Source organism: Roseibium aggregatum (assembly GCF_014692675.1).
Lineage (GTDB): Bacteria > Pseudomonadota > Alphaproteobacteria > Rhizobiales > Stappiaceae > Roseibium > Roseibium aggregatum_C.
Genome location: NZ_JABFCZ010000022.1, coordinates 16,138 through 39,253 on the forward strand (window position 1 = coordinate 16,138; position 23,116 = coordinate 39,253).

A 23,116-nucleotide genomic window follows, 5' to 3' on the forward strand; every position below is an offset into this window, starting at 1 on the left:
CGGTATCAGTAGCTGTCGGAAACGGCGACCCTGACGTCGAGAACGGCCTGACGTCTTTCCCTGCGGATCGCGGTGATCGCCGCTTCCAGGGCGGCGCGCAGGTCCGAACCGCGGGTCATCCGGGCGGTGAAGGCGCGGCTGGCGGCGGCGACCTGCAGGTAATCGGGCGCGGGTTCCAGCGACGTCAGCGGCATGGTGTTCGCCTTGGCAGCGGCCCCGTCCTTATAGGCGTTGACGACCGAGCGGCGGACCGCGTTCCACATGCCGTTGTTCTTGATGATCACCAGAACCGGCAGGTTCAGGGCCTCGGAAATCTGGTGGCAGGCGACCGGGTTGGAAAAGATGTAGGAGCCGTCGCCCATGCAGGCGACGCAAAGCCGGTCCCGGTCTGCCAGTTGCGCGCCGAGCGCCGCCGGAAAGGCCCAGCCGAGACCGCCGGCATGGACGTTCATGAACATCCGGTTGGGACCCTTCAGCTCCATGGCGCCGGCGACAACGCCAAGCTCGCAAAAGACGGCGGCATCGTCGCCCATCACGTCTGAAAGCGTGCGGCTCAAAAACTCCGCTCCGATGGGATCATCCGCTCCCTTCGCAATCAGCTCGGACATCTTCTCCCGCCGCGGCGCGATTTCCGCAGCAAGGCGGGTCTTGCGCCTTTGGACGCGGTCTTCATCCGTTTTCAGGGCGGCGGACAGGGCCTCGATGGCGCGCACCGGATCGGAGCCGATGGCCAGGTCCGTCTTGTAGTTGCGCACCGGCATGCGGGCGAAATGCGGGTCGGACCCGATATGGACGATCCTGACCTCCTCGGAGGGGGCATGGAACCGTTCGATCCAGGGAATATCGGTATCGAGCACGACGATCAGATCGGCGCCTGCAATGGCGGCTGCCGGGTCGTAGCCGAGAAACATCGGGTGATCGCTTGGCATGACGTTGCGCACAACGAAGGGCTCGGCAACGCCGATGCCGTGGGTCTCCGCAAGACCGGCCAATGCGGTCGACAGGCGGCCTTCGGTGTCACCGCGCTGGCACAGGATGACCGGCTGTTCCGCTTCTCCGAGCCAGGCCGCCAGCTGGCCGATTGCGTCCGGGTCCGGGCTTGCCGGCGTGGCGGCGGGTCTTTGGCGGGCCGGTTGTTTCGCGCTTTCGGGAATGTCCGCGCCGAGCGGTTCGCGCGGCAGGCTGATATAGGCCGGTCCCTCCGGGGCGCTGGTTGCCAGCGACAGCGCGCGGCTTACCAGGGCGTCACCCTGTTCGGGATAGCGCATTTCGTAGTTGAACTTGGTGACGTCGCGGATCAGGGAGGCCTGATCGTATTGTTCCTGGCCGTACTGGATCGGGGTCGCCCGGCTGCCCATGCGGCCGGTTTCGGTGATCGGGGTGCGTCCGGACATGACCAGGACCGGGATGTTGTCGCTCGCGGCGTTGATCACGCCCATGGCCGCATTGGCGAGCCCGACGTTGACATGAACCATGACCGCCTGGGCCTTGCCGGTCACCAGATAGTAGCCGTGGGCCATGGCGACCGACGCGGTTTCGTGGGGAACCGTCACTGGCTCGGGGATTTCGTCGGCTGGCAATGCGGCAAGCGCTTCGATGATCGGCGGAAAATCGGTTCCCGCATTTGCAAACAGGTAATCCACCCCGGCCCGCTTCAGGCCGAGCAGCACCGATTCGGCGCCGTTTTTCGGTTCGCGCGGATGCTTTGACGTCATTCGTTCCCTCCGGTGTCCGTCGATCTCCGTCGCCGAACTGCGACAAAATGGACTTGTCAAAGCTGCGAATGCAAGTAATAAATGAGCGGAAATCTCAATTATTGGGATTTTTGTCGCCTTTTGGAGAGAGGTGACGATCAAAGGGAGGAACCACATGACAAGATTTTTCAAGGCAGCGGCCTTTGCCGCGGCAACTGTCGCCATGGTCGCGGCAGGGTCTGCCCAGGCACAGAATGTCGGGATCGCCACGTCGAACCCCGGCTCGCTGTTCCACAACATCGGGACGGCGGTGGCCAATGCGGCCAATGAGGCCGGGCTCAATACCACCATTCAGCCGGCAACCAGCCCGAACCAGTTCATCCCGTTCGTGAATTCCGGCGGGATCGAGTTCGGCGTCGCCAATCTGCAGGAAGTGAACTACGCGGTTTCGGGCGAGGCCTGGTGGAACGGGGTGAAGAACCCGAACATCCGTGTGGTCGGCATGCTGATGCCGTTGAAAGAAGCGATCTTCGTGCGTGCCGACAGCGACATCAAGACGCTTGCAGACCTCAAGGGCAAGCGGATGACGGACGGCTATACCGCCCAGAACACCATCCTGCCCCAGCTCGACGCGGTCTATGCCACCGCCGACATGACCCGGGCCGACATGACCCCGGTCAACGTGACTTCTGTGGTCGCAGGCGCCCAGGCGTTCATGGCCAATGACGCTGACGGCTTCATCTTTGCCCACGGTGCCGGCAAGGTCCGTGAGGCGGACGCTTCGGTCGGCGGTCTGCGCGCCCTGCCGGTTGCCGATGACAGCGATGAAGCCCTGGCCAAGGCCCGCAAGCACTGGCCGACGGCCTTTTTCGTCAAGATGAAAGCGGGCTCGTCGCCCGGCGTTCTCGAAGACGCGACCTATATCGCCTTCCCGCAGGTGATTTTCACTCATGCCGGTGTGCCGGACGATGTCGTCTATCAGATGGCAAAGGCCATGTATGAGGGCAAGGACGTGATGGCCAAGACCTTCAAGCCTTTCAACGCGTTCAACCCGAAGGACATGAAGGGCGATCCCGGCGTTGCCGAATTCCATCCGGGCGCTTTGAAATTCTTCAAAGAAGTCGGTCTGGACTGAGGACGCACCGTGCAAGACGAAACGGAAGAGAGGGGCCCGATGGGCCTCTCTCCAGCAATCCGGCGCCCGATCGCTGATGTGCTGGCTGCCCTCTTGACCCTGATGGCGATCTGCTGGGCCCTGTCCGTGCCCCGCTATCTGGGCCTCGGCTTTTATCCGCAGCAGTTCTTTGCCGCGATACTCGCCCTGGTCCTGCCGATCGCCTTCCTGGAGCTGCCGGCACGCCGGTTTTCGCACCGTACCGTCGTGCCTTGGTACGACGTTGCCCTGGCCCTGATCGCCTTTGCTTCCGTTTCCTGGATCGCCGTCGGCTATCCGCAATTCGTGCTCCAGATCTTCGCGAAGCCCGCCGAAGTCTGGATCCCGGGCATCATCATCACCCTGTTGACGCTCGAATGTCTCAGGCGCGCGACCGGCTGGACGCTGGTTCTGATCATATGCGCCTTTCTTCTCTACGCGCTTTTCGGCGACCTGCTGCCGGGCCGCCTTCAGGGCCGGGCGCAGAACTGGCAGTTGCTTGCCGGCTACATGGCGCTTGATTCCAACGGCATTCTCGGCCTGCCCATATCGGTGGCCGGGACCGTCGTCGTCGCCTTCATCCTGTTCGGCACCCTGCTGGGTATTACCGGAGGGTCGAATTTCTTCACAGACGCCGCCATGCTCGGCATGGGGCGGTTCCGCGGCGGGTCGATGAAAATCGCCGTGCTGGCGTCCGGCCTGTTCGGATCGATTTCCGGATCCGCCGTCGCCAATGTGGTCGGCACCGGGGTCGTGACGATCCCCATGATCAAGCGGGACGGCTATCCCGGCCACAAGGCCGCGGCCATCGAGGCGGTCGCCTCGACCGGCGGTCAGCTCATGCCGCCGGTGATGGGGGCCTCCGCCTTTCTCATGGCCGAGTTCCTGGCCATTCCCTATTCCGATATCGTCGCGGCCGCGCTGGTCCCGGCAATCCTCTATTATGTCGCCCTGTTCATCCAGGCCGACCTGGATGCGGCGCGCATGGGTATCCGTCCGGTGCCGAAGTCTGAGATCCCGGCCAGGCGGACGGTCGCGCGCGGTCTGCATTTCATTCTCGCCTTTGCCGTCCTGATCTGGCTGTTGTTCTGGAAGGGCTATCAGCCGGAGCGCGCGGCGCTCTGGTCGGCTGTGGTCCTGATCGCAACCTCGTTTGCCATCGGCTACCGGGGCAGCCGGCCGGCGCTGCGCGCCATCTTCGGCAGCCTGTCCCGATGCGGCCATTCCGTGGTCGAGATCATCCTGATTTCGGCGGCGTCCGGTCTCGTGATCGGCGTCTTGAACGTGACCGGCCTGTCGTTCAATCTGACCTATCTTCTGGTTCAGATCGGCGGCAACAACGCCTTTATCCTGCTGACCCTTTCGGCCATCGTCTGCATCATTCTGGGCATGGGCCTGCCGACCCTCGGCGTCTATGTGCTGCTGGCGGCCCTCGTCGCGCCGGCCCTGATCAAGGTGGGCATCGACCCGATCGCGGCCCATCTCTACGTGCTTTATTTCGGCATGATGTCGATGATCACGCCACCGATCGCCATTGCAGCCTTTGCCGCCGCATCGCTTGCGAAAGCTCCGGCGATGGCGACCGGATGGGCGGCGATGAAGTTCGGCTGGGTCGCCTATATCATTCCGCTCTTGTTCGTGTTCTCACCGACCCTTCTGCTGCATGGGGCCCCCTGGGAAATCGCGCTGGCGGTCACGACCGCCGTCGTCGGGGTCTGGCTGGTTTCCATCGGACTTGCCGGTTACTTTGCCGGTCTTCTGACCCCAGGGGTCCGGGTCCTGTTCGGCCTTGCCGGATTGCTTGCCCTCATACCTTCGGGGGCGTTTCCCCAGGCCGTCGTCACGGATGTGATCGGCGTCGCCTGCGGTTTTGCGCTGATGGTGTGGCGGCTGATGAGCCGGAAGCCCGCGACAGCAAAGGACACGGTCGAGTCATGAGCGTATCTTCCGGAAGCGGCGAGCGGTTGTTCGCGATCCTGGACCTGTTCACCGAGGACAGGCTCGAGTGGACGCCACAGGAAATCATGACGGAACTCGGTTACACGCGCCCGACCCTCTACCGCTATCTGCGCACGCTGAAGGACGCCGGTTTCCTCACCTCCCTGCCGGGGCGGGGCTTTACGCTCGGGCCGCGCGTGGTGGAGCTGGACTTTCTGGTCCGCCGCTCCGATCCGGTCGTGGAGATCGGGCGCGATCAGGTCGAGGCGCTGGCAAGCCGCTATCCCTGTTCGTCGCTGCTGGTGCGCTATTACGGCAAGAAGCTTCTGTGCGTGCATTCGGCCTGCTCGATCCCCGACCCCAGATCCAGCTATCCGCGTGGTCGGCCGATGCCCCTGGCGCGCGGTGCGATCTCGCGCGCCATCCTGGCCAACCTGCCGCGCCGCCAGCAGAAGCCGATCATCACGGGCGCGCTGGAGGATTTCGCCGAAATCGGGATCGGCTCCAGCGTCGAGGACGTCCTCGATTCGCTCAGGGCCATCCGGCGCCGCGGCTATTCCATTGCCCATGGCGAAGTCACGCCCGGCGTCGTCGGCATTGCCGCGCCGGTGTTCGATTCCGGCCGCCTGCCCATTGCAGCGCTTTGCGTCACAATCGAGGAAACCGCTTTGAAGGCGCAGGGTCTGAGCGAGGCGGAAGTCGCCGAGAACGTGCGGGAAGCAGCCGTGGAAATCAGTTTCGAACTTGCCGAACTGCAGCACGATCCAACCGAATTCAATGATCGGATTCCGGCCGACGACCGGAAAAACAGCTTGATTGCTCAGGGAGAAAACACGTGAGAAAACTCGATATCTTCAATCATATCTGGCCGAAACCCTTCTTCGATGCCCTGATCGATCACATCGGTGAAATGACCGACATCACCCGCCGCTCCGGCGACGTGCCGATGATGACCGACCTGGACCGGCGGTTCGAGGTCATGGACATGTTCGGGCCCGACTACCAGCAGGTACTGTCGCTGGCGTCGCCGCCGCTGGAAAAGCTCTGCAATCCGGACAAGGCGCTCGAACTCAGCCGGATCGGTTCCGATTCCCTGGCAGACCTCTGTCAGAAGTATCCCGAGCGCTTTCCCGCCTTCATCGGTACCGCGCCGATGAGCAATCCGGACGCTGTCGTCGAAGAAAGCCGGCGTGCCATCGAGGATCTCGGCGCCTCGGGGATGCAGATCTTCACCAACGTGTCGGGCAAGCCGCTCGACCTGCCCGAATTCGATCCGTTCTTCGACTACATGGCAAAGTCCGGCAAGCCGGTGTGGCTGCATCCGGCCCGCGGCGCGAATTTCACCGATTACCTCACGGAAAAGGAATCCGAATACGAGATCTGGTGGACCTTCGGCTGGCCCTATGAAACCTCCGCCGCCATGGCGCGCCTGGTCTTCTCCGGTGTCTTCGACCGGCATCCGGGCCTGAACGTCATCACCCACCACGCGGGCGGCATGGTGCCCTATTTCGAAGGCCGGGTCGGCCCGGGATGGGACCAGATGGGCGCACGCACGTCGAACAAGGACCTGGCGGCCGTGCGCAAGGCGCTGAAGCGCCCGCATCTGGAGTATTTCAAGGACTTCTACGCCGATACGGCGACCTTCGGATCGCGCAAGGCGATCGAGCATGCCATCGAGTTCTTCGGCGAGGACCATGTGGTCTTTGCCTCCGATGCGCCGTTCGATCCGGAAGCCGGGCCGATGTATATCCGCGAGACGATCAGGATCCTTGAGGAGCTGGACGTCTCGGAGGCAACCCGGGCCAAGCTCTTCCACGGCAACACCGAACGTCTGCTCGGCCTGAAGGGGTAACCATGCCGGACGGTTTTACCCACGATGTGATCATCATCGGCGGCGGCCCCGTCGGGGTCGGGCTTTCAATCGAGCTCGGCCTCAGGGGCATCACCTCCGCCGTGGTGGAAAAATACGAGACCATTCAGCCGATCCCGAAGGGGCAGAACCTCACCCAGCGCACGATGGAGCATTTCCACTTCTGGGGCTGCGAGGAAGAATTGCGCAATGCCCGCACCGTGCCGCGCGGCGCCGGCATCGGCGGGTTGACCAACTACGGAACGCTTCTCAGCGACTACAGCTACGACTGGCTGAACCGGGCCGCGGTCAAGGATTACTACTACAGCGCCAACGAGCGCCTGCCGCAATATGCGATGGAAGCAGTGCTGCGGACCCGCGCGGCGGAAATCGATGCGATCGATCTTCTCTACGGCTTTGACGGCACGGGTATCGCGCAGGACGCGGAGGGCGTCACGGTCACTATGACCGAGCACGGCGGCACCGGACAACGCACCTTGCACGGACGGTATGCGGTCGGATGCGACGGCAGCCATTCCTTTACCCGGCAGGCGGCGGGCATCACCCAGACCCTTGCCGATCACGACCGAAAAATGGTGCTCCTGGTCTTCACCTCCACCGAGCTGCACGACCTTCTGGAACGGTATCCGGGCAAGGCCTTCTTCAACGTGCTCCATCCGGATTATGACGGCTACTGGCTGTTCTTCGGCCGGGTCGACCTCGGCACGTCCTGGTTCTTCCACGCGCCGGTCCCGGCGGATGCCACGGAAGACAATTTCGACTTCAAGGGGTTCGTCCAAAAGGCGGTGGGCCAGGAGATCGAGCTTGATCTCGATTATATCGGTTTCTGGGACCTGCGCTTCGCGCTGGCCGATACCTACCGGAAAGGCCGGGTGCTGATTGCCGGCGACGCCGCGCACAGCCATCCGCCCTATGGCGGTTACGGGGTGAACTCCGGACTTGAGGATGCCCGCAACCTCGGCTGGAAACTGGCAGCAACCCTGAAGGGCTGGGCCGGGCCCGGCCTGCTGGACAGCTACGACGCCGAACGGCGGCCGGTGTTTGCCTCGACGGCGTCCGATTTCATCGGCAATTACATCGAGCAGGACCGTGAATTCCTCAATCGCTACAATCCGGACAAGGATCTCGATGAATTCCGGACCGCCTGGAGCAAACGCAGCGAGGACACGGCGGACGTGAATTCCTTCGAGCCGAATTACGAAGGCTCGCCCATTGTCACCGGCAGTCCCGCCGGTGCCGCGCCAAGCGCCAAGGGCACCCACGGGTTCAAGGCGCGCCCCGGTCATCACCTCGCCCCGAAGGCCCTGCCGGACGGACGCAATATCTTCGAGGTTCTCGGCGAGGGGTTCACGCTGGTCTCGTTGAACGGGACGACCCCTCTGTCGGGTGCGTTCGAACAATCCGCCCGCTCACGAGACGTGCCGCTGAAGATCGTGGAAACGGATGCGCCGGACCTGATCGAAGCCTACGGCAGTGCGCTGATCCTGATCCGGCCGGATCAGTTCGTCGCCTGGGTAGGCAATGACGGCAGTCCGGACAGCATTCTCGCCAGGGCCATCGGGGCGAACTGACAGGCCGGAAGGCGTTAGTCGTCTTCCGGCGCCTTGTCCGCCCGTGAAAGAGACGCCGCGGTTTCGCCTGTCATGTCGGCCCTGATCAGGGCCGTCAGCAGGTCCGGGAAGGTCTCGGGTTCGACCAGGGCGGATAGGTAGGTGATATCTTCCGGCAGGCCGAGGGAACGGGCGGCCGCGTAGGTGCGATCGTCGGCGAAGGGATAAAGTTCCTTCCAGGCGACCTGGACCTCGCGGCAGAAGATATCCGCGCCGACATCGCCGATCCCCTTGAACTCCTTCAGGAGCTTGCGTTCCGTCAGCGGGTCCCGGTGGGCCGTTTCACGCAGGCCCCGCAGGTCGCCGCCGTAGTCTTCCAGGATCTTCTCGGCCAGGTCGCCGAGCAATGTGGAGGTCTTTTCGTCGAACCGCGCATAGCCGGCTGCGTTCAAGACGCTTGTCCGGTCCCGCCATTTGCTGAGGGCGAGCTTGGACGGCGTCGTCCAGCCCTTGTCCGACAGCGCCCGTGCCGCACGCATGGCAAGGCGTGAGGAAATGGGGGCGCTCATGAGCAGGCTGGCGCACAGCCAGCGGAACAGATCCGAGGGAACGTTGCCGGCCAGATCCAGTCCCAGTTCGCTGGAATAGGTTTCCCCGTATCGGCGCAACAAAGCCGATATCAGGCTGTCCTGCGGCATGTTTCGGTCCTCTGCTAACCGTTAATCTGTCACTGCAGCCTAGCGCTTTTTCCGGATTGCCTCGAACCCGGCGACCACTTCAAGCAGTTCGTGCGTAATCGTTTCCTGCCGTTTTTTCCGGTATTCGGCAAGCAGGTTTTCCCGGCGTTCGTCGATGTTGCGTTCGGCATTCTGCATGGCGGCAAGCCGGGACGCGTGCTCGCTTGCCAGGGATTCCGCAAGGGCGGCGTAAAGGACGAGGGTCAGGTGTTGCCGGATCAGCCAGGAAAACAGTTCGCCTTCGTCCATCCGGTACATGGGAAGCCGGTTCGACGGCCAGGGGGCGGCCGCGAGCCGGTCCAGATAGTCTTGCGAGATCGGAAGCAGCTCCCTGTGCGTCGCCTCTGCAAGCGCGTGGTCGGTCTTGCGGTTATAGACCAGCGCGACCGGCCCGACGCCTTCCTCGCGGACCCACCGGTCAATTTCAACAACGATCGCCTGAACGGAATCAATCAGGCCGTCGACCGATCCCGGCAGGGTGAACAGCCGGTCCGCGGGCAGCTCCAGGGCCTCAAGACGGGCAGCGGCGCGGACGCCGACGACGCAGATGAAGGGCGGTCTCTCGTCAGGCGTTTTTGCTTCCGCTTCCAGCCGTTCTGATGCGAATTCCGCAATCCGGTCGTTGAAGCGGCCGCACAGGCCCCTGTCGGAGCCGACGACGATAAGGGCGCGGCGGTGTCCGGTCTTCCGGTCCGGGCCGGTCAGGTCCAGCGGTTCCGCCTTGTTCCTGCGGTTGTGCAGGACCACCTGCAGCCCCAGGGTAATGGCGCGCTCGTAATCGGCGATCGCGGTGACGGCGTGTTCGTATTGGCGGATGTTGACGGAAGACAACGCCTTCATCGTGCGGACGATGGACTGGATTTCCTCGGTGGTGTGCAGGCGTTCCGACAGCGCCTCAAGGGTTTCCATGGTTACCGATCTCCGCCGGCGTCGGGCAGCAGGACCTGCAATGCCTGTTTCATCGTTTCGATCAGGCCGTCGCGGTCGTCGTGGCGAAGTTCCTCGCCGACTTCAATGCGGGTACAGATCTCGGGGCAATGTCGGCTTGCTGCCTCGCAGACGCGTTTTTCCGCCTCCGCGATCCGGTCCGGCGGGATCGTGTCGAACAGGCCGCTGGTTGCGGCCAGCAGCGCGACGATCTGATCGACGACGGACAGATGCACGTGTTCGTTCTGCTTGAGGATTTCGCGCACCCTTAAGCCCCGGTCGATTTTCATCCGGGTTTCCGGGTCGATCTGGGTGCCGAAGCGCGCGAAACTCTCCAGTTCCTCGAACTGGGCATAGAACAGGCGCAGGTCTCCTGCGACCGAGCGATAGGCGGGAAGCTGGGTCTTGCCGCCGACGCGGCTGACGGAATCGCCGATGTCGATGGCCGGAAGCTGACCTTTTTCGAACAGGCCCGGCGACAGGTAGATCTGTCCGTCGGTGATCGAGATCAGGTTTGTCGGCACGTAAGCCGAGATGTTCTGCGCCTGGGTTTCGATGATGGGCAGCGCAGTGACGGAGCCGCCGCCGAATTCGTCCCTGCGGCGGGCGGAGCGTTCCAGGAGCCTGGAATGGATATAGAAGATGTCGCCCGGGTAGGCCTCACGTCCCGGAGGGCGCCGCAGGAGCAGCGACAGTTCCCGGTAGGCGCGGGCGTGGCGGGTCAGATCGTCGTAGACGACCAGCACATCCCGGCCTTTTTCCATGAAATGCTCGGCCATGGACGTTGCCACATAGGGCGCGACAAACTGGAGCCCGGGCGCCTCATCCGCACTGGCGACGACAACGATGGTCCGCTCCAGCGCCTTGCCTTCCCGGAGGGCCTGGATCACCCGGGCGACCGCGGAGGCCCGCTGTCCGATGGCGCAGTAGATCGAAACGACACCGCTGTCGTGCTGGTTCAGGATGGTGTCGACCGCGATCGCGGTCTTGCCCGTCTGCCGGTCTCCCAGGATCAGTTCCCGCTGACCACGCCCGATCGGAATGGCCGCGTCGATGGCCTTGATCCCGGTCTGGAGCGGGACGATGACCGGCGCGCGATGCATGATCGGCAGGGCAGGACGCTCGATCGGCAGCCGGGCTTCCGCCTGGATGACCTTGCCGCCGTCCAGCGGCTGCCCCAGCGGATCGACCACCCGGCCGAGCAGGCCATCTCCAACCGGCACATCCACGACCCTGCGGGTGCGCATCACCGTGTCGCCGGGGCGGATGTGGTCCGTCGGGCCAAGCACGATCACGCCGGTCCGTTCCTCGCCGAGACTGGAGGCGATGCCCATTTCGCCGTGGGGAAAGGAGACCAGTTCATCGGCATAAAGGTCGGTGAAGCCGGCGATTTCGGCGATGCCGTTGCCCACGCTGAGGACGCGTGCGATATCCGCGACTTCCAGTCTGGCCTCGGTCTTGTCCAGAACCTCGTCCATCTGGTCGAACAACTTGTCGGTCAGATTTTCAGGCGTGTGCTCAGGCATGTCATCTCGCTTCAGGTCGTGGCCGTCAGGTCGCTTCGGCCTGCTGCGTCAAGGGTGTCGCGGACGAGGTCGTCAAGCTTGTCCAGGTAGCTGCCGGCCGACCACTCGACGATTTCCTCGCCCAGGGTCAGGCGGATCCCGAGCACCACGTCTTCATCGGTCCGGTAGTCGGGTTCGATGTCGGCACCCAGGTTGTCATGGATTGCGCGGGTGATGCGGCTGCGGGCAGCCGACGGCAGGTCGATGCCGCTTTCCACCACCGCCGTGCTGCCGGGTCTGGCCGCCGCATCGCTGAGACGGGTCTTGTTTTCCGCATCCAGCGCTTCCAGACGCCGGGCGAATTCATTGGCAACCTGGGCGGCCAGATCCGTGTCGGCGAAGTCGGACAAGGTGCGCCGGACGACCTTGACCACCTGATCGGCCATGCGTTTGCGCAGCTGGCGAACCAGTTCGGCCTTTTCTTCCTCCAGCTGTTCCTGCCAGTTGCTGCGCTTTTCGTCGAATTCCTTGCGGACGTCCTGTTCCAGCCGGTCCTTCAGCGCTTCCGCCTCGCGGCGGGCGTCGGCCAGCACTTTTTCAGCGCGCGCATCGAGTTCCTGCTGCCGTTCTCGCAGGGTTCGGGCTTCCTGTTCCGCTTCTTGCCTGTGCTTGCGTGCATCGGCGAGGCGTTCTTCGATCCGGGCTTCGCGTTTCGCCATGGCACGCGTGATCGGCGTGTACAGGAAACGCTGCAGCAGCCAGATCAAGACCAGGAAATTCGCTATCTGTGCGGCGATCGTCAGCCAGTCGAGCTGCAAGGGGTTATCCTCCGGCGACAGTCGTGGCTTGCGTGACGTAAGGATTGGCGAACAGCAGGATCATGGACACGACGAAGCAGTAGATGGCCGTCGATTCAATCATGGCCAGGCTGACGAAAAGCGTCCGGGTGATCGTGCTGGAGGCGTCCGGCTGCTGGGCGATGGCGAGCAGCGCCTGGGAGGCCGCCCGTCCCTCGGCGAGTGCCGGCCCGATGGCGCCGAACATGGTCGTCATGCCGGCCGTGAAAATGGACACGATTTCGATCCATCCGATTTGTTCCATGGTCATTCTCCCGGATTCTGGATTTCGTCTGAGGGGCCGGCGGCTTCCGCTTCTTTCGATCCGTGCCGATGGGTCTTCGAGGCGGAGGCGATATAAACCATCGCCAGAACCGCGAAGATGTAGGCCTGGACCAGGCCGGTGAGCAGGCCGAGAAGCTGCATGATGATGGGAAAGAAGAAGGGGGCGATACTGATCAGGATGCCGACGATGATCGAGCCGCTCATGATGTTGCCGTAGAGACGGACGGCAAGAGCCAGCGTGCGCGACAGCTCGCCGATGATGTTGAACGGCAGCATCATAAAGGTCGGTTCGGCGTAGCTGCGCAGATACGCCAGCAGCCCCCGTTTCGTGATGGAGAACAGGGGGACCGCGATCAGGACGCAGATGGCAAGGGCCGCCGTTGTCGACAGGGATCCTGTCGGCGGTTCGTACCAGGGCAGAACGGTGAGGATGTTCGAGGTCGCGATGAACAGGAACAGGGTTCCGATGAACGGGAGATACCGCAAGGGGTCTCCGGCGCCGATGTCGGCGATCTGATCGCGAATGCCGCTGACGATCACCTCCAGCAGCACCTGCCAGCGGGACACGGTTTCCCCTTCGGACAGGCGCGCCGTGATCGACCAGGACCCGAGCACCAGGATGGCCATGACAAACCATGTGAACACGATCGTCGCGTTCAGCCTGAGGCCGTGCCATTCGTAAATGATCCACTGGTCCGGACTGATTTCCATTACCGGGAGCCTTCAAGGTTCTTTTGCTTGGCGATGCGCGTTGCCGAAAACCGGACGATCACGAAACCCGCAACCGCGGCGGCCAGTTCGTAAAGTCCGAACTTGCCGAGGACGAACCACGCCATCGCTCCGCCGACAAGCGCGAGCCGTCCGAGGGTGCTGGCGGCAAAGATCCACCCCGGCCCGCCGCCGGTGAAGTTTCGGACAGAAAACCACAACATCACGAAATAGGCGGCGCCCAGGGCCGCGCCGACGGAAAATGCGATGACAAGATGCAAGGGGGACATGTCAGACATGGCCCTCCGTCCGCGTGCTCACGCCATCATTCGGTGACTTAGTCTTCATCATCGTCATCACTCTGACTTTCCCGCTGCACCCAGTACCAGGCATTCATGCAGCCGATGGTGACACCGGCCAGAAGCATGGCGAGCGTCCAGGAAAACTTTGGATTGGAAATCATCCGGTCGTCCATCCACATGCCCAGGGCGGTGCCGAGCACAGTCGGTATGGCGACCGCCCAGCCCACCAGGCCGAACATGCCAAGGCCATAGAGTTCGCTCTTTTCCTCGCGCGAGCGGGCTTGCCTTTTGCGCTTCGCCTTGCGGGCGATCTCGTCGGCCTGTTTGCCGGCGCTTTCATCGTAGCTGTGCCTGTCCTTGCGGGTCATGCGGACTGTTCCAGATCAAGGAAGCGGCGGACCATCTGCGCCTCCAGCCGGGCCAACGCCGAGCGGGCCGCCCGTTCATTCTCGTCGAGATCCCGGAAGACCTCCTTCACGCGGTCCTGAAGGCTTTCAAGATCATGTCCGAGGATTGCGTTGCTTGTCGAGACCAGGACCTCTTCGGCACATTTCACCAGGGTGCCGGCGCGGATACCTGCGTAACACTCGGTCCCGTCGATGGTTTCATAGGTCAGGATGCCGGGAACCAGTTGCGAGACGAAGTCGATGTGGTTGGGCAGCATGCCGAACGCGCCGTCGGGTCCTTCGGCCACGATCCGGCTGACTTCCATGTCCATCAGGATTTTCCGGGGCGTGACGATCTTAAGCTGCATCAGTCTTGGTCCCCGTCCCGGCCTGATCGCGTTCCAGATCATCCACGGTGCCGATCATGTAGAAATCGCTTTCCGGGCGGTCGGCGAATTCATCGGCCAGGATGCGTTCGCAGGAGGTGAGCGTGTCCTCCAGGCGGACGAAGGTTCCAGGATTCCCGGTCATCTTTTCGGTCGAGAAGAACGGCTGAGTCAGGAACCGTTCCAGCCGCCGCGCCCGTTTGACCACGGCCCTGTCCTTTTCCGACAGTTCCTCCAGGCCGAGCATGGCGATGATGTCTTTCAGCTCCTCGTATTCGGCCAGCGTGTTGCGGACTGCGCGGGCGACAGTGTAGTGCCGGTCGCTTACGGTGCCCGGCGTCAGCATCTTGGAGAACGAGGTCAGAGGGTCGATGGCTGGATAGATGCCTTCCGAGGCCTTCTTGCGCGACAGCACGATCGAGGCCGAAAGGTGCGAGAAGGTGTGGGTTGCGGCCGGATCGGTGAAGTCGTCGGCGGGGACGTAAACCGCCTGGATCGATGTCATCGTGCCCTTGTCCGTGGAACAGATCCGCTCTTCCAGATCGGCCAGTTCCGTGCCCAGCGTCGGCTGGTAGCCGACCCGCGACGGCATCCGCCCGAGAAGCCCGGAGACTTCGGATCCGGCCTGCACGAAGCGGAAGATGTTGTCGACCAGGACGAGGACGTTGCGGCGCAGGTCGTCGCGGAAAAATTCCGCCATGGTCAGGGCCGCATGGCCGACGCGGAAGCGGATGCCCGGGCTTTCGTGCATCTGTCCGAAGACCATGATGGTGCGATCCAGGACCTTGGCCGCCTCCATCTCGCGGTAGAGTTCTTCCGCCTCGCGGCACCGTTCGCCGATGCCGCAAAACAGGCAGATCCCCTCATATTCGGCGACCGTGTTGTGGATCATCTCGGTAATCAGCACGGTCTTGCCGACCCCGGCGCCGCCGAAAAGACCGGCCTTGCCGCCCTTTTCCAGCGGGCTCAGCAGGTCGATCGCCTTGATGCCGGTCTCGAAGATCTCGCTTTCGACCCTGCGTTTCGCCAGGGGAACCACGCCGCCGTGGATCGACCGCCGGGGCAGGTTGGCGAGCGGTTCCTTGTTGTCGATCGTGTCGCCGAACAGGTTGAGCATGCGGCCGAGAAGGCCTTCGCCCACCGGCACGGTCAGCGGCCGGCCGGTGTCGTGCACCGCAAGGCCGAGACGCAGTTCGGGAGAGGGATTGAGAACAAGACCGCGCGCGGTATCGGCGCTTGGAAGGGTTGCAACCTCTATGTCGATTTCGGGATCGGACAGGGCGACAAGGTGATTGCCGATTTCCGGCAGCGGACCCGGAAAGCGGACATCGGCAACGCCGCCTTCAAGAGCAACGATATGTCCAATATTCCGTCCGTCCGCCATTAAAGGGTCCCTGCCTGTGACTGAATTCCGGAGCGCTGCTCATCAAAGGATAGGTGATTTTCGTTTTCTTTAAAACGTTTAGTGCGGTGCGAGATGAAGTACATTGACCGCGATCAATGGCGGGTCGGCGGGCGCCCGTTATGACAATGTCCAGGGTCATACCGAAGGCTACGTTTCGTGAATCCTTTCCGGAAGGTATTCTGAAAACTGCCAATATGGTCCAACCAGGGCCCATTAACTTTTAAATTGCATATTTACATGGCAGCATGAGGGTGCCAAACCGTGCCATGCCGGTACAGCGGATCGGGGCTGCGACGAATGGCCCTAAGAAATTTCGACTGAAAGGCTGGCTTTGCGATAGCGCAATGATACATTGCTTTTTTGGCATGTAATATTGCCCCATTAGAAAATGCACCACCCGGACGCAGGTGCTTGAGTTATGGGAGAGGTTACTGATGGATTATGACGCGCTGTTCCAGGATCAGCTCGACCAGCTGAAGGAAGAAGGCAACTATCGCCTCTTCGCCGATCTTGAACGCCGTTGCGGCTCCTTCCCGAAAGCGGACAATCACGTCGGCGACGAACAGCGTGAAGTCACCATCTGGTGCTCCAACGACTATCTCGGCATGGGTCAGCACCCGAAGGTGATCGCGGCCATGCACGAGGCGCTGGATCATTGCGGCGCAGGCGCAGGCGGTACGCGGAACATCTCCGGCACCAACCACTACCATGTGAAGCTGGAAAACGAGCTGGCCGACCTGCACGGCAAGGAAGCCGCTCTGCTGTTCACCTCCGGATACGTGTCCAACTGGGCGGCCCTCTCCACGCTCGGCTCGCGTCTCAAGGATTGCGTGATCCTGTCCGATTCCATGAACCATGCGTCCATGATCGAGGGCATCCGCCATTCGCGCGCGGACAAGGTGATCTGGAACCACAACGATGTGGCCGATCTGGAGCGCAAGCTCGCCGCGATCGAGCCGCACCGTCCGAAGATCGTCGCCTTCGAGAGCGTCTATTCCATGGACGGCGATATCGCGCCGATCGAAGCCATCTGCGACGTCGCCGACAAATACGGCGCCATGACCTATCTCGACGAGGTGCATGCGGTCGGTCTTTACGGCCCGCGCGGCGGCGGCATTTCCGAACGTGACGGCGTTGCCGACCGGGTGACCCTGATCGAAGGTACGCTCGGCAAGGCCTTCGGTGTGGTCGGCGGTTACATCACCGGTTCGGCTGCCCTGGTTGATTTCGTGCGCAGCTTCGCCAGCGGCTTTATCTTTACGACGGCCCTGCCGCCGGCGGTTGCCGCGGGTGCCACGGCCTCGATCCGTCACCTGAAGGAAAGCGAATTCGAACGGGCACGGCATCGTTCGGCGGTCGCCAAGCTGCGGGCGCGTCTCGATGCAGCCGGCATTCCGCACCTGGACAATCCGAGCCACATCGTGCCGGTGATGATCAAGGATCCGGTCAAGTGCCGCATGATCAGCGACATCCTGCTGGACAGTTATGGCATCTACATCCAGCCGATCAATTATCCGACGGTTGCCAAGGGCACGGAACGTCTGCGGATCACGCCGTCGCCGATGCACACCGACGCGGATCTCGATCATCTGGTGCATGCGCTCAACGACCTGTGGTCGCAATGCGCTCTTGCCCGCGCGGTCGCCTGATACCGAAACTCGATTTCGTTATCCCGGCTCTCCGCTTCGCTACGGTCGGGATGAGGTTGTAGTAGGGAAGATCGTGCCGCACACTCCCGTCTCCCCCCTTGAGGGGGAGATGTCACCTACGGTGACAGAGGGGGGTAACGACGGTGGCGTCACACTTCAGTGCTGCGATTCCCGAGAGGCTGACACCCCCCTCTGTCCGCTGACGCGGACATCTCCCCCTCAAGGGGGGAGATGGGGACAAGCGGCGTAGCCGTCACAGTTTCAGCGTTCGGACCGGCGGGGGGCTTTCTTTGTTTTTTTAAGGTGCCGAAGTCGTTCAGGACCCCGGGGTCCACAGCCGGTTGATGTCGAAGGCGTGGATGTCCTTCATGAGGTCGACGAAAGCCTCCGCCGCCCTGTCCAGCGACTTCTTGCCCTTTTCGGCACTGGCGTTCGCCGCATTGCCGACGGCGCCTTTCGGGTTGAGGTCCTGGGATTTCCAGCCGAACTGCTGCGGGCCGTGCCCGCGCAGATACTTGAATTCCTTGATGAATTCCTGCTGGGAAGACTTGAAGTCCTCCGCCTCGTCCATGCGCACCAGTTCCGGGTGGAGGTGCAGCATGATGGAGGTTTCCACGTCGCCGCCATGAATGCCGTAGACGAATTCCCCATCCGGGAAGACGCCTTCGGGCTGTCCGAACCGGGACCAGGCGGTCGCGGTCACCAGCATGTCGTGCTTCACCCTGAGTTCCCGAGCGACGATGTCGATGATCGGCACGTTGCCGCCGTGGGAGTTTATCAGGACCAGCTTGCGGATGCCGGCGCGTGCGACGCTGTCGCCGATTTCCAGCCAGGCCTTGGTCAGCGTGTCCCAGGAGAGCGTCAGGGTGCCGGGTGAGGAAATGTGCTCGTTCGACTTGCCGATGGCCTGGGTCGGCAGGAAGGTGACCGGAAGATCTTCCGGCAACAGCTCCAGGACCCGGGCGATCTGACCTTCGGCAATGGCGGTATCCGTATAGACCGGCAGATGCGGCCCGTGCTGCTCGATGGCTGCGACCGGCAGGACGGCGATCCAGTCCCTGGTGGACGGATCCCTGAAATCCATCGTTGTCATTTCGTGCCAATAACGTCTTGGAAGCATTCTACTCATCCTTAGCGGAGATCCTGTTGCGGCAGACCATACCGCGCTGCAACGTATCCGTCAGGTGGGGACGGTGTCTATTTTTCAAATGGCCGTTTTTTAAGCCACTCACGCAAATCTGATGGCAAGCGTTAAGGCACGTTAAGATTTCGCTAGGCGGTTCATTGGAAAATGCACCGCATGATCGGCGCCCTGTTGTCCAGTTCCGCCGCACGCAGCCTTGCGGCAAGCAGGTATGCGGGGTTCGGCTCGAACGATACCGAAGAGAAACTGCCTCTTCGGGGGAGCGACTGCGAGTGCGAGGCCGACAAAAAGAAACAGGAAAGGCAAGCGGCGACCCAGCCCCCGACCGTTCCTCCCCTGAGCCCCAATGCGATCCTGGCCCTGCAGGGGGTCGATGCGGAAGAGCTTGCCGCCGCCAAGGAAGATCCGAACGGCAAGGACGGGCAGGCGCTGGCACAAGGCCAGACCGACGGTCAGGATCCGGCGAATGGCAGTGAGGACGCTTCGGGCTCCGGCGTCGCGGGAGATGGCGGTCAGGGTGCGGGCAATCCGGCTGCCGCTGGCCAGTCGGGAGAAGACGACGGCGCCAACAAGTCGGACGGTCTGTCTGAGGCGGAAGAAAAGCAGGTCGAGAAGCTGAAGCAGCGCGACAGCGAAGTGCGCGCCCACGAACATGCCCATGCCCGCACCGGCGGCGCCTATGCGGGTGCGCCGAGTTATTCCTATCAGCAGGGACCTGACGGAAAACGCTATGCCATCGGCGGCGAGGTTTCCATCGACACGTCCGGCGAGCGAACGGCGGAGGCGACCATTCGCAAGATGCAGGTCGTCATCCGGGCCGCGACCGCGCCTGCCGATCCCTCGTCCCAGGACCTGAAGGTCGCCCAGCAGGCGCGCGCGCAATTGCAGGAAGCCCAGACCCAGCTTCGCCAGGAACGCGCCGCCGAACAATCCGGCGGTGACGAAGCGGCCAACGGCCAGGAGACAAGTGGACCTGCCTCTGCCGGCAACGGCATCTCCGGGTCGGAGGGGAGTTCAAACCAGAACGGCGCGAACCAGAACGGTTCCAACGGGGGCGGTGACAATAGAGGTGGTATCGCCGGAGCCAATTCCGGCTCGGGTTCAGGGCGCGGTGAAGGCAGTTCCTCTTCCGCGACCAGGGCCTATTCCGACGCCCTGCAACTGGTTCAGCAAGCGAACGAAGACCGGGCCGCGTCGCGCCTGAACGGACTTTATTAAAGACCGGTCCTTGCGGGGATGCGCAGGGCTTGCCCGGCCGGTGATTTTCGACTTACTGTCGCCGCCGATATCTTCCGTGCGGGCCAAGATCCGCATAACTCTCCAAATTCGGTAACCGATGCAGGCTGTGAAGGCGCGACGCGCCGTTGCGACGATCTTTTTTCTTCTTGGAACGCTGATCGGGATCTGGGCGTCGCGGATTCCCGATATCAAGGCCGTTCTGGGTTTGGACGAAGCCGGATTCGGGCTTGTGCTCCTGACCATGGCCTTCGGCGCCTTCGTCGCATTTCCGATCATTGGCCGGCAGATCGACAGGGTCGGTGCCGCCCGCATAACCCGTTGGCTTGCCGTGCTCACGCTCATCCTGTTTGTCGGCCTGGCGGCGGGCACGAGTGTCCCGGTCATGGTGCCGCTTGTCTTTGCCGTCGGGTTCTGCATCGGGGCGCTGGATATCGCCATGAACGCCTGGGGCGCGGAAGTGGAGCAGGCGCTGCACAAGCCGGTGATGTCGTCCTATCACGGGCTCTACAGCCTGGGCGCGGGCGTTGGGGCGGCGGTTGGCGCCGGTGCGATCCGGCTGGGTCTGAGTGTCCCCCAGCACTTCGTCCTCTGGGGTCTGTTGATGGCGATCATGCTCGCCTTCGTTCTGCATATTCCCTGGACCTCGGAACCACAGGCGCCGGAAAAGAGAAAGGGACCGCTGCTGGCCATTCCGAAAGGCGCCCTGTTTTTCGTCGGCATCATGGCGCTGATCGCCGCGCTGGGCGAAGGGGCCGTAACCGACTGGGCTGCGGTTTACCAGATCGAGGAGCTCGGCTTCGGCAGCTCACAGGCGGCGATCGGCTTTGCGCTGTTCTCCGGCGCCATGGTCGTCATGCGTCTGGCAGGAGACCAGCTTATTGCGCGGTTCGGCCCGGTGCCGGTTGCCCGCCTCAGCGGACTGGCGGCGGCGATTGGAGCGGTGATGCTGGTGATCGGAACCGATATCTGGCTGATCTGGGCAGGATGCGTGATCATGGGTCTCGGCAATGCGGTCATCTTCCCGCTTGCCATGTCGCGGGCGGCGGCCGATCCGGTCATGTCGAAGGGCGCCGCTCTTGCCGCTGTCGCGACACTCGGTTACGGCGCGTTCCTGTTCGGGCCGCCGGTGCTCGGTTTCATCGGCACGGCGGTATCGCTCCGCGCAGCCTTCGGACTGGTCGCGGTGCTCGCCCTCCTTATCTTTCTGCTGGCCGGAGCCTTGAAGGTCGAAGGGCGGCGATGATGCGGGTTCGGACGGTGCCGGCGGTTCGCCGGCACCGCGCGATTCACGCCGGGATCAGGACGTGATCTCCAGCAGCGTCCACATGCCGGCGGCATAGTGGCCGGGGACATTGCAGAAGAGGATGTATTCGCCGGGCTTGAGGTTCAGCCTCAACGCCCCGCCCTTGCCGGGATCGAGCTCGGAAACCTCACCAAGACTACCGGCGGCTTCCTCGTCGACCTCTTCCAGGTTCTTGTCATAGGGCAGAGGCGTATCGACGCTGGCCACCGGCGCGACGATCATTTCGTGAACCGTATCCTTCGAGTCGTTTGTCACTTCGAAGGTCACGTCACCGGCCTTTGCCGAACTGACGTCGATCTTGATCCCCATCTTCTCCATTTTCGGATCGGGGTCTTTCATGCCCATCATATGCACAAGGCCGTCCATTCCCATGGAATCGGCGCCCTTGTCCCAAAGAGAAACATGAATGGTAGTACCACCTGCCCAAGCAGGCACAGATACCGACATGAAGCCGGCGATGAGCGTGCTGAACAGAACTTTCCTGTTGCGAACTTTCATTGTTCGAACTCCGGACTGGTTGCTTCAGTCACCCCCAATGGCTGAAGACTAACACCCCGCCGAAGTCGCGTCCTATTCAAACAGTCAATGAATCAAGGGGCTATAGATAGCCGTTGGTTCTCAAACGATCCTGTTGCCAGGTTCAATGTGATGACCAAAAGCCCGGTCCGACGGGGAGAAGGGCGTCAGCCCTTCTCCCTGAAATTCCCTCGATCCGAAATCAGAGGCTTTCCAGAAACCGCTTGGCTGCCTGGCCGTGTTCGTAGCGCAGTTCGGCAATGTCGATGCCGGTCGGAACGCCGTCGGCAACCTTCCATTCGCCGCCGATCATGACCCGGTCGGCGGCGTGGGCGCCGCACAGCACCAAGGCCGCCAGCGGATCGCCGGCACCGGAAAAGCGCAGCTCGTCGAGGGTGTAGAAGGCCATGTCGGCCATCTTGCCGACCTTGATCGCGCCGATGTCGTCGCGGCCAAGGCAACGCGCCGAGCCTTCGGTCGCCCAGCGGAACGCGTCGTAATGGGTGACCGAGGCGGCGTCATAGGTCAGCCGGTTGATCATCAGCGCGTGACGGACGCCCTCGATCAGGTTGGAATTGTCGTTGGAGGCGGAACCGTCCACGCCGAGCCCGACCGGGCTGCCGGCGGCTTCCAGTTCCTTGGTCCGGCATTGGCCGGAGGCGAGCACCATGTTGGAGGTCGGGCAGTGGCAGACGCCGACGCAGGCATGGCCGAGACGCTTGACCTCATCGTCGGTGAAGTGAATGCCGTGGGCGAGCCAGACCCGCTCGTTCAGCCAGCCGCACTCCTCCAGGTAGTCGACCGGGCGGCAGTTGAATTTCTCCAGGCAGTAATTGTCCTCGTCGATGGTCTCGCCCAGATGGGTGTGCAGGCGGCAATCGTATTTTTCCGCCAGCGCCACACTGTCCTGCATCAGGCGCTTTGTCACCGTGAACGGCGCGCAGGGGGCAAGCGCGACCTGGAGTTTCGAGCCTTTCGAGGTGTCGTGATACTTCGACAGCACCCGCTCGCAGTCAGCGAGGATCGTGTCCTCGTCCTGCACCACCGTGTCCGGCGGCAGGCCGCCGTCCTTCTGGCTGAGGTTCATGGAGCCGCGGGTGATGGTCATGCGCACGCCGACCCGTTCGGCCTCCTCCGCCTGGATGTCCATGGCCTCTTCCAGGCCTGCGGGGAACAGGTAGTGGTGGTCGGAGGCGGCGGTGCAGCCCGACATCATCAGCTCGGTCAGCGCCAGGCGCGATCCGAGACGGAAATTGTCGGGTTTCACGTTCCTGGCCCAGATCGGATAAAGCGTCTGCAGCCAGGGAAACAGTTCCTTGTTGATCGCCTGCGGATGGGCGCGGGTGAGCGTCTGGAAGAAGTGGTGATGGGTGTTGACGAGGCCCGGCGTGATCACGTGCCGGGAGGCGTCGAAGGTCTGGTCGACCGGCAGCATCGGTTCCTTGCCGGAGGCGACGAGTTCCACGATGACACCGTCTTCCACGACGACGCCACGCTCCGCGCCCTCGGCGAGAACGGCAATGGGGTCCTTGATCCACAAACGCATTGAAATGGTCCTTTTTCACGGACCTGCAGGCTTAGAT

The 23,116-nt window shown here is 62.7% G+C and carries 22 protein-coding genes; 8 read left to right on the plus strand and 14 right to left on the minus strand.

The features are described 5' to 3' along the window. Positions 1–5: 5 nt before the first annotated feature. Positions 6–1,715 carry a thiamine pyrophosphate-requiring protein gene (locus HK439_RS18900; RefSeq protein WP_190293036.1) on the minus strand — a complete coding sequence of 570 codons (1,710 nt, stop codon included), beginning with the start codon at positions 1,713–1,715 and terminating at the stop codon, positions 6–8. Between the two features lie 154 nt (positions 1,716–1,869). Here HK439_RS18900 and HK439_RS18905 point away from each other — a divergent pair, with 154 nt between their 5' ends. The 5 genes from HK439_RS18905 to HK439_RS18925 are packed head-to-tail and all read left to right on the plus strand — an operon-like array spanning position 1,870 to position 8,226. After that, positions 1,870–2,829 carry a TAXI family TRAP transporter solute-binding subunit gene (locus HK439_RS18905; RefSeq protein WP_190293037.1) on the plus strand — a complete coding sequence of 320 codons (960 nt, stop codon included), beginning with the start codon at positions 1,870–1,872 and terminating at the stop codon, positions 2,827–2,829. 39 nt (positions 2,830–2,868) lie between these two features. After that, on the plus strand, positions 2,869–4,785 hold the full coding sequence (locus tag HK439_RS18910; RefSeq protein ID WP_190293038.1) for a TRAP transporter permease: 1,917 nt from the start codon (positions 2,869–2,871) through the stop codon (positions 4,783–4,785). Continuing rightward, positions 4,782–5,624, plus strand: a complete 843-nt coding sequence (locus HK439_RS18915; RefSeq protein WP_190293039.1) for an IclR family transcriptional regulator — start codon at positions 4,782–4,784, stop codon at positions 5,622–5,624. Before HK439_RS18910 ends, HK439_RS18915 begins: the two co-directional genes overlap by 4 nt. Continuing rightward, on the plus strand, positions 5,621–6,637 hold the full coding sequence (locus tag HK439_RS18920; RefSeq protein ID WP_190293040.1) for an amidohydrolase family protein: 1,017 nt from the start codon (positions 5,621–5,623) through the stop codon (positions 6,635–6,637). Before HK439_RS18915 ends, HK439_RS18920 begins: the two co-directional genes overlap by 4 nt. 2 nt (positions 6,638–6,639) lie before the next feature. Beyond that, complete coding sequence (locus tag HK439_RS18925; RefSeq protein ID WP_190293041.1) at positions 6,640–8,226, plus strand: FAD-dependent monooxygenase; 1,587 nt, start codon at positions 6,640–6,642, stop codon at positions 8,224–8,226. A gap of 14 nt (positions 8,227–8,240) precedes the next feature. Here the strand turns inward: HK439_RS18925 and HK439_RS18930 are convergent, their stop codons facing one another. Genes HK439_RS18930 through atpD form a run of 10 tightly spaced genes read right to left on the minus strand, consistent with a single transcriptional unit; the run spans position 8,241 to position 15,661 of the window. After that, positions 8,241–8,903, minus strand: a complete 663-nt coding sequence (locus tag HK439_RS18930) for a hypothetical protein (protein WP_190293042.1) — start codon at positions 8,901–8,903, stop codon at positions 8,241–8,243. Between the two features lie 39 nt (positions 8,904–8,942). Continuing rightward, a complete protein-coding gene (locus HK439_RS18935; RefSeq protein ID WP_190293043.1) occupies positions 8,943–9,851 on the minus strand; it encodes a F0F1 ATP synthase subunit gamma in 909 nt (302 codons plus the stop codon). 2 nt (positions 9,852–9,853) lie between these two features. Then, on the minus strand, positions 9,854–11,395 hold the full coding sequence (locus HK439_RS18940) for an alternate F1F0 ATPase, F1 subunit alpha (RefSeq protein ID WP_190293044.1): 1,542 nt from the start codon (positions 11,393–11,395) through the stop codon (positions 9,854–9,856). Positions 11,396–11,406: 11 nt separating this feature from the next. After that, positions 11,407–12,192 (minus strand): hypothetical protein, encoded by a 786-nt coding sequence (locus HK439_RS18945; protein ID WP_190293045.1) that lies wholly within the window; start codon positions 12,190–12,192, stop codon positions 11,407–11,409. Positions 12,193–12,196: 4 nt separating this feature from the next. Continuing rightward, the gene (locus HK439_RS18950) at positions 12,197–12,475 is read right to left on the minus strand and encodes a F0F1 ATP synthase subunit C (RefSeq protein WP_190293046.1); all 279 of its coding nucleotides are present in this window, start codon (positions 12,473–12,475) and stop codon (positions 12,197–12,199) included. A 2-nt stretch (positions 12,476–12,477) separates the two neighbouring features. Beyond that, the gene (locus HK439_RS18955; RefSeq protein ID WP_190293047.1) at positions 12,478–13,206 is read right to left on the minus strand and encodes a F0F1 ATP synthase subunit A; all 729 of its coding nucleotides are present in this window, start codon (positions 13,204–13,206) and stop codon (positions 12,478–12,480) included. Then, complete coding sequence (locus HK439_RS18960; RefSeq protein WP_190293048.1) at positions 13,206–13,502, minus strand: ATP synthase subunit I; 297 nt, start codon at positions 13,500–13,502, stop codon at positions 13,206–13,208. Before HK439_RS18960 ends, HK439_RS18955 begins: the two co-directional genes overlap by 1 nt. Before the next feature lie 38 nt (positions 13,503–13,540). Beyond that, a complete protein-coding gene (locus tag HK439_RS18965) occupies positions 13,541–13,873 on the minus strand; it encodes an AtpZ/AtpI family protein (RefSeq protein WP_190293049.1) in 333 nt (110 codons plus the stop codon). Continuing rightward, positions 13,870–14,259, minus strand: coding sequence for a F0F1 ATP synthase subunit epsilon (locus HK439_RS18970; RefSeq protein ID WP_190293050.1), 390 nt, complete (start codon positions 14,257–14,259; stop codon positions 13,870–13,872). The genes HK439_RS18965 and HK439_RS18970 overlap by 4 nt, the downstream gene beginning before the upstream one ends. After that, a complete protein-coding gene (gene atpD / locus HK439_RS18975) occupies positions 14,249–15,661 on the minus strand; it encodes a F0F1 ATP synthase subunit beta (protein WP_190293051.1) in 1,413 nt (470 codons plus the stop codon). The genes HK439_RS18970 and atpD overlap by 11 nt, the downstream gene beginning before the upstream one ends. A 455-nt stretch (positions 15,662–16,116) precedes the next feature. Here atpD and hemA point away from each other — a divergent pair, with 455 nt between their 5' ends. Beyond that, entirely contained in the window at positions 16,117–17,331 is a 1,215-nt protein-coding gene (hemA, locus tag HK439_RS18980) for a 5-aminolevulinate synthase (protein ID WP_190293052.1), read from the plus strand. A 316-nt stretch (positions 17,332–17,647) separates the two neighbouring features. Here hemA and HK439_RS18985 read toward each other — a convergent pair whose 3' ends face one another. Then, entirely contained in the window at positions 17,648–18,451 is an 804-nt protein-coding gene (locus HK439_RS18985; protein ID WP_190293053.1) for a creatininase family protein, read from the minus strand. Positions 18,452–18,631: 180 nt separating this feature from the next. Here HK439_RS18985 and HK439_RS18990 point away from each other — a divergent pair, with 180 nt between their 5' ends. Then, positions 18,632–19,693, plus strand: coding sequence for a putative metalloprotease CJM1_0395 family protein (locus tag HK439_RS18990; RefSeq protein WP_190293054.1), 1,062 nt, complete (start codon positions 18,632–18,634; stop codon positions 19,691–19,693). Positions 19,694–19,811: 118 nt separating this feature from the next. Next, the gene (locus HK439_RS18995) at positions 19,812–20,957 is read left to right on the plus strand and encodes an MFS transporter (protein WP_190293055.1); all 1,146 of its coding nucleotides are present in this window, start codon (positions 19,812–19,814) and stop codon (positions 20,955–20,957) included. A gap of 54 nt (positions 20,958–21,011) precedes the next feature. Here HK439_RS18995 and HK439_RS19000 read toward each other — a convergent pair whose 3' ends face one another. Both HK439_RS19000 and HK439_RS19005 read right to left on the minus strand, forming a co-directional pair. After that, positions 21,012–21,515, minus strand: coding sequence for a hypothetical protein (locus HK439_RS19000; protein ID WP_235988012.1), 504 nt, complete (start codon positions 21,513–21,515; stop codon positions 21,012–21,014). Positions 21,516–21,735: 220 nt separating this feature from the next. Then, positions 21,736–23,079: an 8-oxoguanine deaminase gene (locus HK439_RS19005; RefSeq protein ID WP_190293056.1), complete on the minus strand. Its 1,344-nt coding sequence runs from the start codon at positions 23,077–23,079 to the stop codon at positions 21,736–21,738. Between the last annotated feature and the right edge of the window lie 37 nt (positions 23,080–23,116).

Coding starts and splice junctions, on each gene's coding strand:
- HK439_RS18900 (WP_190293036.1), bottom strand. CDS start 1,715: ATGACGTCAAAGCATCCGCGCGAACCGAAAAACGGCGCCGAATCGGTG.
- HK439_RS18905 (WP_190293037.1), top strand. CDS start 1,870: ATGACAAGATTTTTCAAGGCAGCGGCCTTTGCCGCGGCAACTGTCGCC.
- HK439_RS18910 (WP_190293038.1), top strand. CDS start 2,869: ATGGGCCTCTCTCCAGCAATCCGGCGCCCGATCGCTGATGTGCTGGCT.
- HK439_RS18915 (WP_190293039.1), top strand. CDS start 4,782: ATGAGCGTATCTTCCGGAAGCGGCGAGCGGTTGTTCGCGATCCTGGAC.
- HK439_RS18925 (WP_190293041.1), top strand. CDS start 6,640: ATGCCGGACGGTTTTACCCACGATGTGATCATCATCGGCGGCGGCCCC.
- HK439_RS18930 (WP_190293042.1), bottom strand. CDS start 8,903: ATGCCGCAGGACAGCCTGATATCGGCTTTGTTGCGCCGATACGGGGAA.
- HK439_RS18935 (WP_190293043.1), bottom strand. CDS start 9,851: ATGGAAACCCTTGAGGCGCTGTCGGAACGCCTGCACACCACCGAGGAA.
- HK439_RS18940 (WP_190293044.1), bottom strand. CDS start 11,395: ATGCCTGAGCACACGCCTGAAAATCTGACCGACAAGTTGTTCGACCAG.
- HK439_RS18950 (WP_190293046.1), bottom strand. CDS start 12,475: ATGGAACAAATCGGATGGATCGAAATCGTGTCCATTTTCACGGCCGGC.
- HK439_RS18955 (WP_190293047.1), bottom strand. CDS start 13,206: ATGGAAATCAGTCCGGACCAGTGGATCATTTACGAATGGCACGGCCTC.
- HK439_RS18960 (WP_190293048.1), bottom strand. CDS start 13,502: ATGTCTGACATGTCCCCCTTGCATCTTGTCATCGCATTTTCCGTCGGC.
- HK439_RS18965 (WP_190293049.1), bottom strand. CDS start 13,873: ATGACCCGCAAGGACAGGCACAGCTACGATGAAAGCGCCGGCAAACAG.
- HK439_RS18970 (WP_190293050.1), bottom strand. CDS start 14,259: ATGCAGCTTAAGATCGTCACGCCCCGGAAAATCCTGATGGACATGGAA.
- atpD (WP_190293051.1), bottom strand. CDS start 15,661: ATGGCGGACGGACGGAATATTGGACATATCGTTGCTCTTGAAGGCGGC.
- hemA (WP_190293052.1), top strand. CDS start 16,117: ATGGATTATGACGCGCTGTTCCAGGATCAGCTCGACCAGCTGAAGGAA.
- HK439_RS18985 (WP_190293053.1), bottom strand. CDS start 18,451: ATGCTTCCAAGACGTTATTGGCACGAAATGACAACGATGGATTTCAGG.
- HK439_RS18990 (WP_190293054.1), top strand. CDS start 18,632: ATGATCGGCGCCCTGTTGTCCAGTTCCGCCGCACGCAGCCTTGCGGCA.
- HK439_RS18995 (WP_190293055.1), top strand. CDS start 19,812: ATGCAGGCTGTGAAGGCGCGACGCGCCGTTGCGACGATCTTTTTTCTT.
- HK439_RS19000 (WP_235988012.1), bottom strand. CDS start 21,515: ATGAAAGTTCGCAACAGGAAAGTTCTGTTCAGCACGCTCATCGCCGGC.
- HK439_RS19005 (WP_190293056.1), bottom strand. CDS start 23,079: ATGCGTTTGTGGATCAAGGACCCCATTGCCGTTCTCGCCGAGGGCGCG.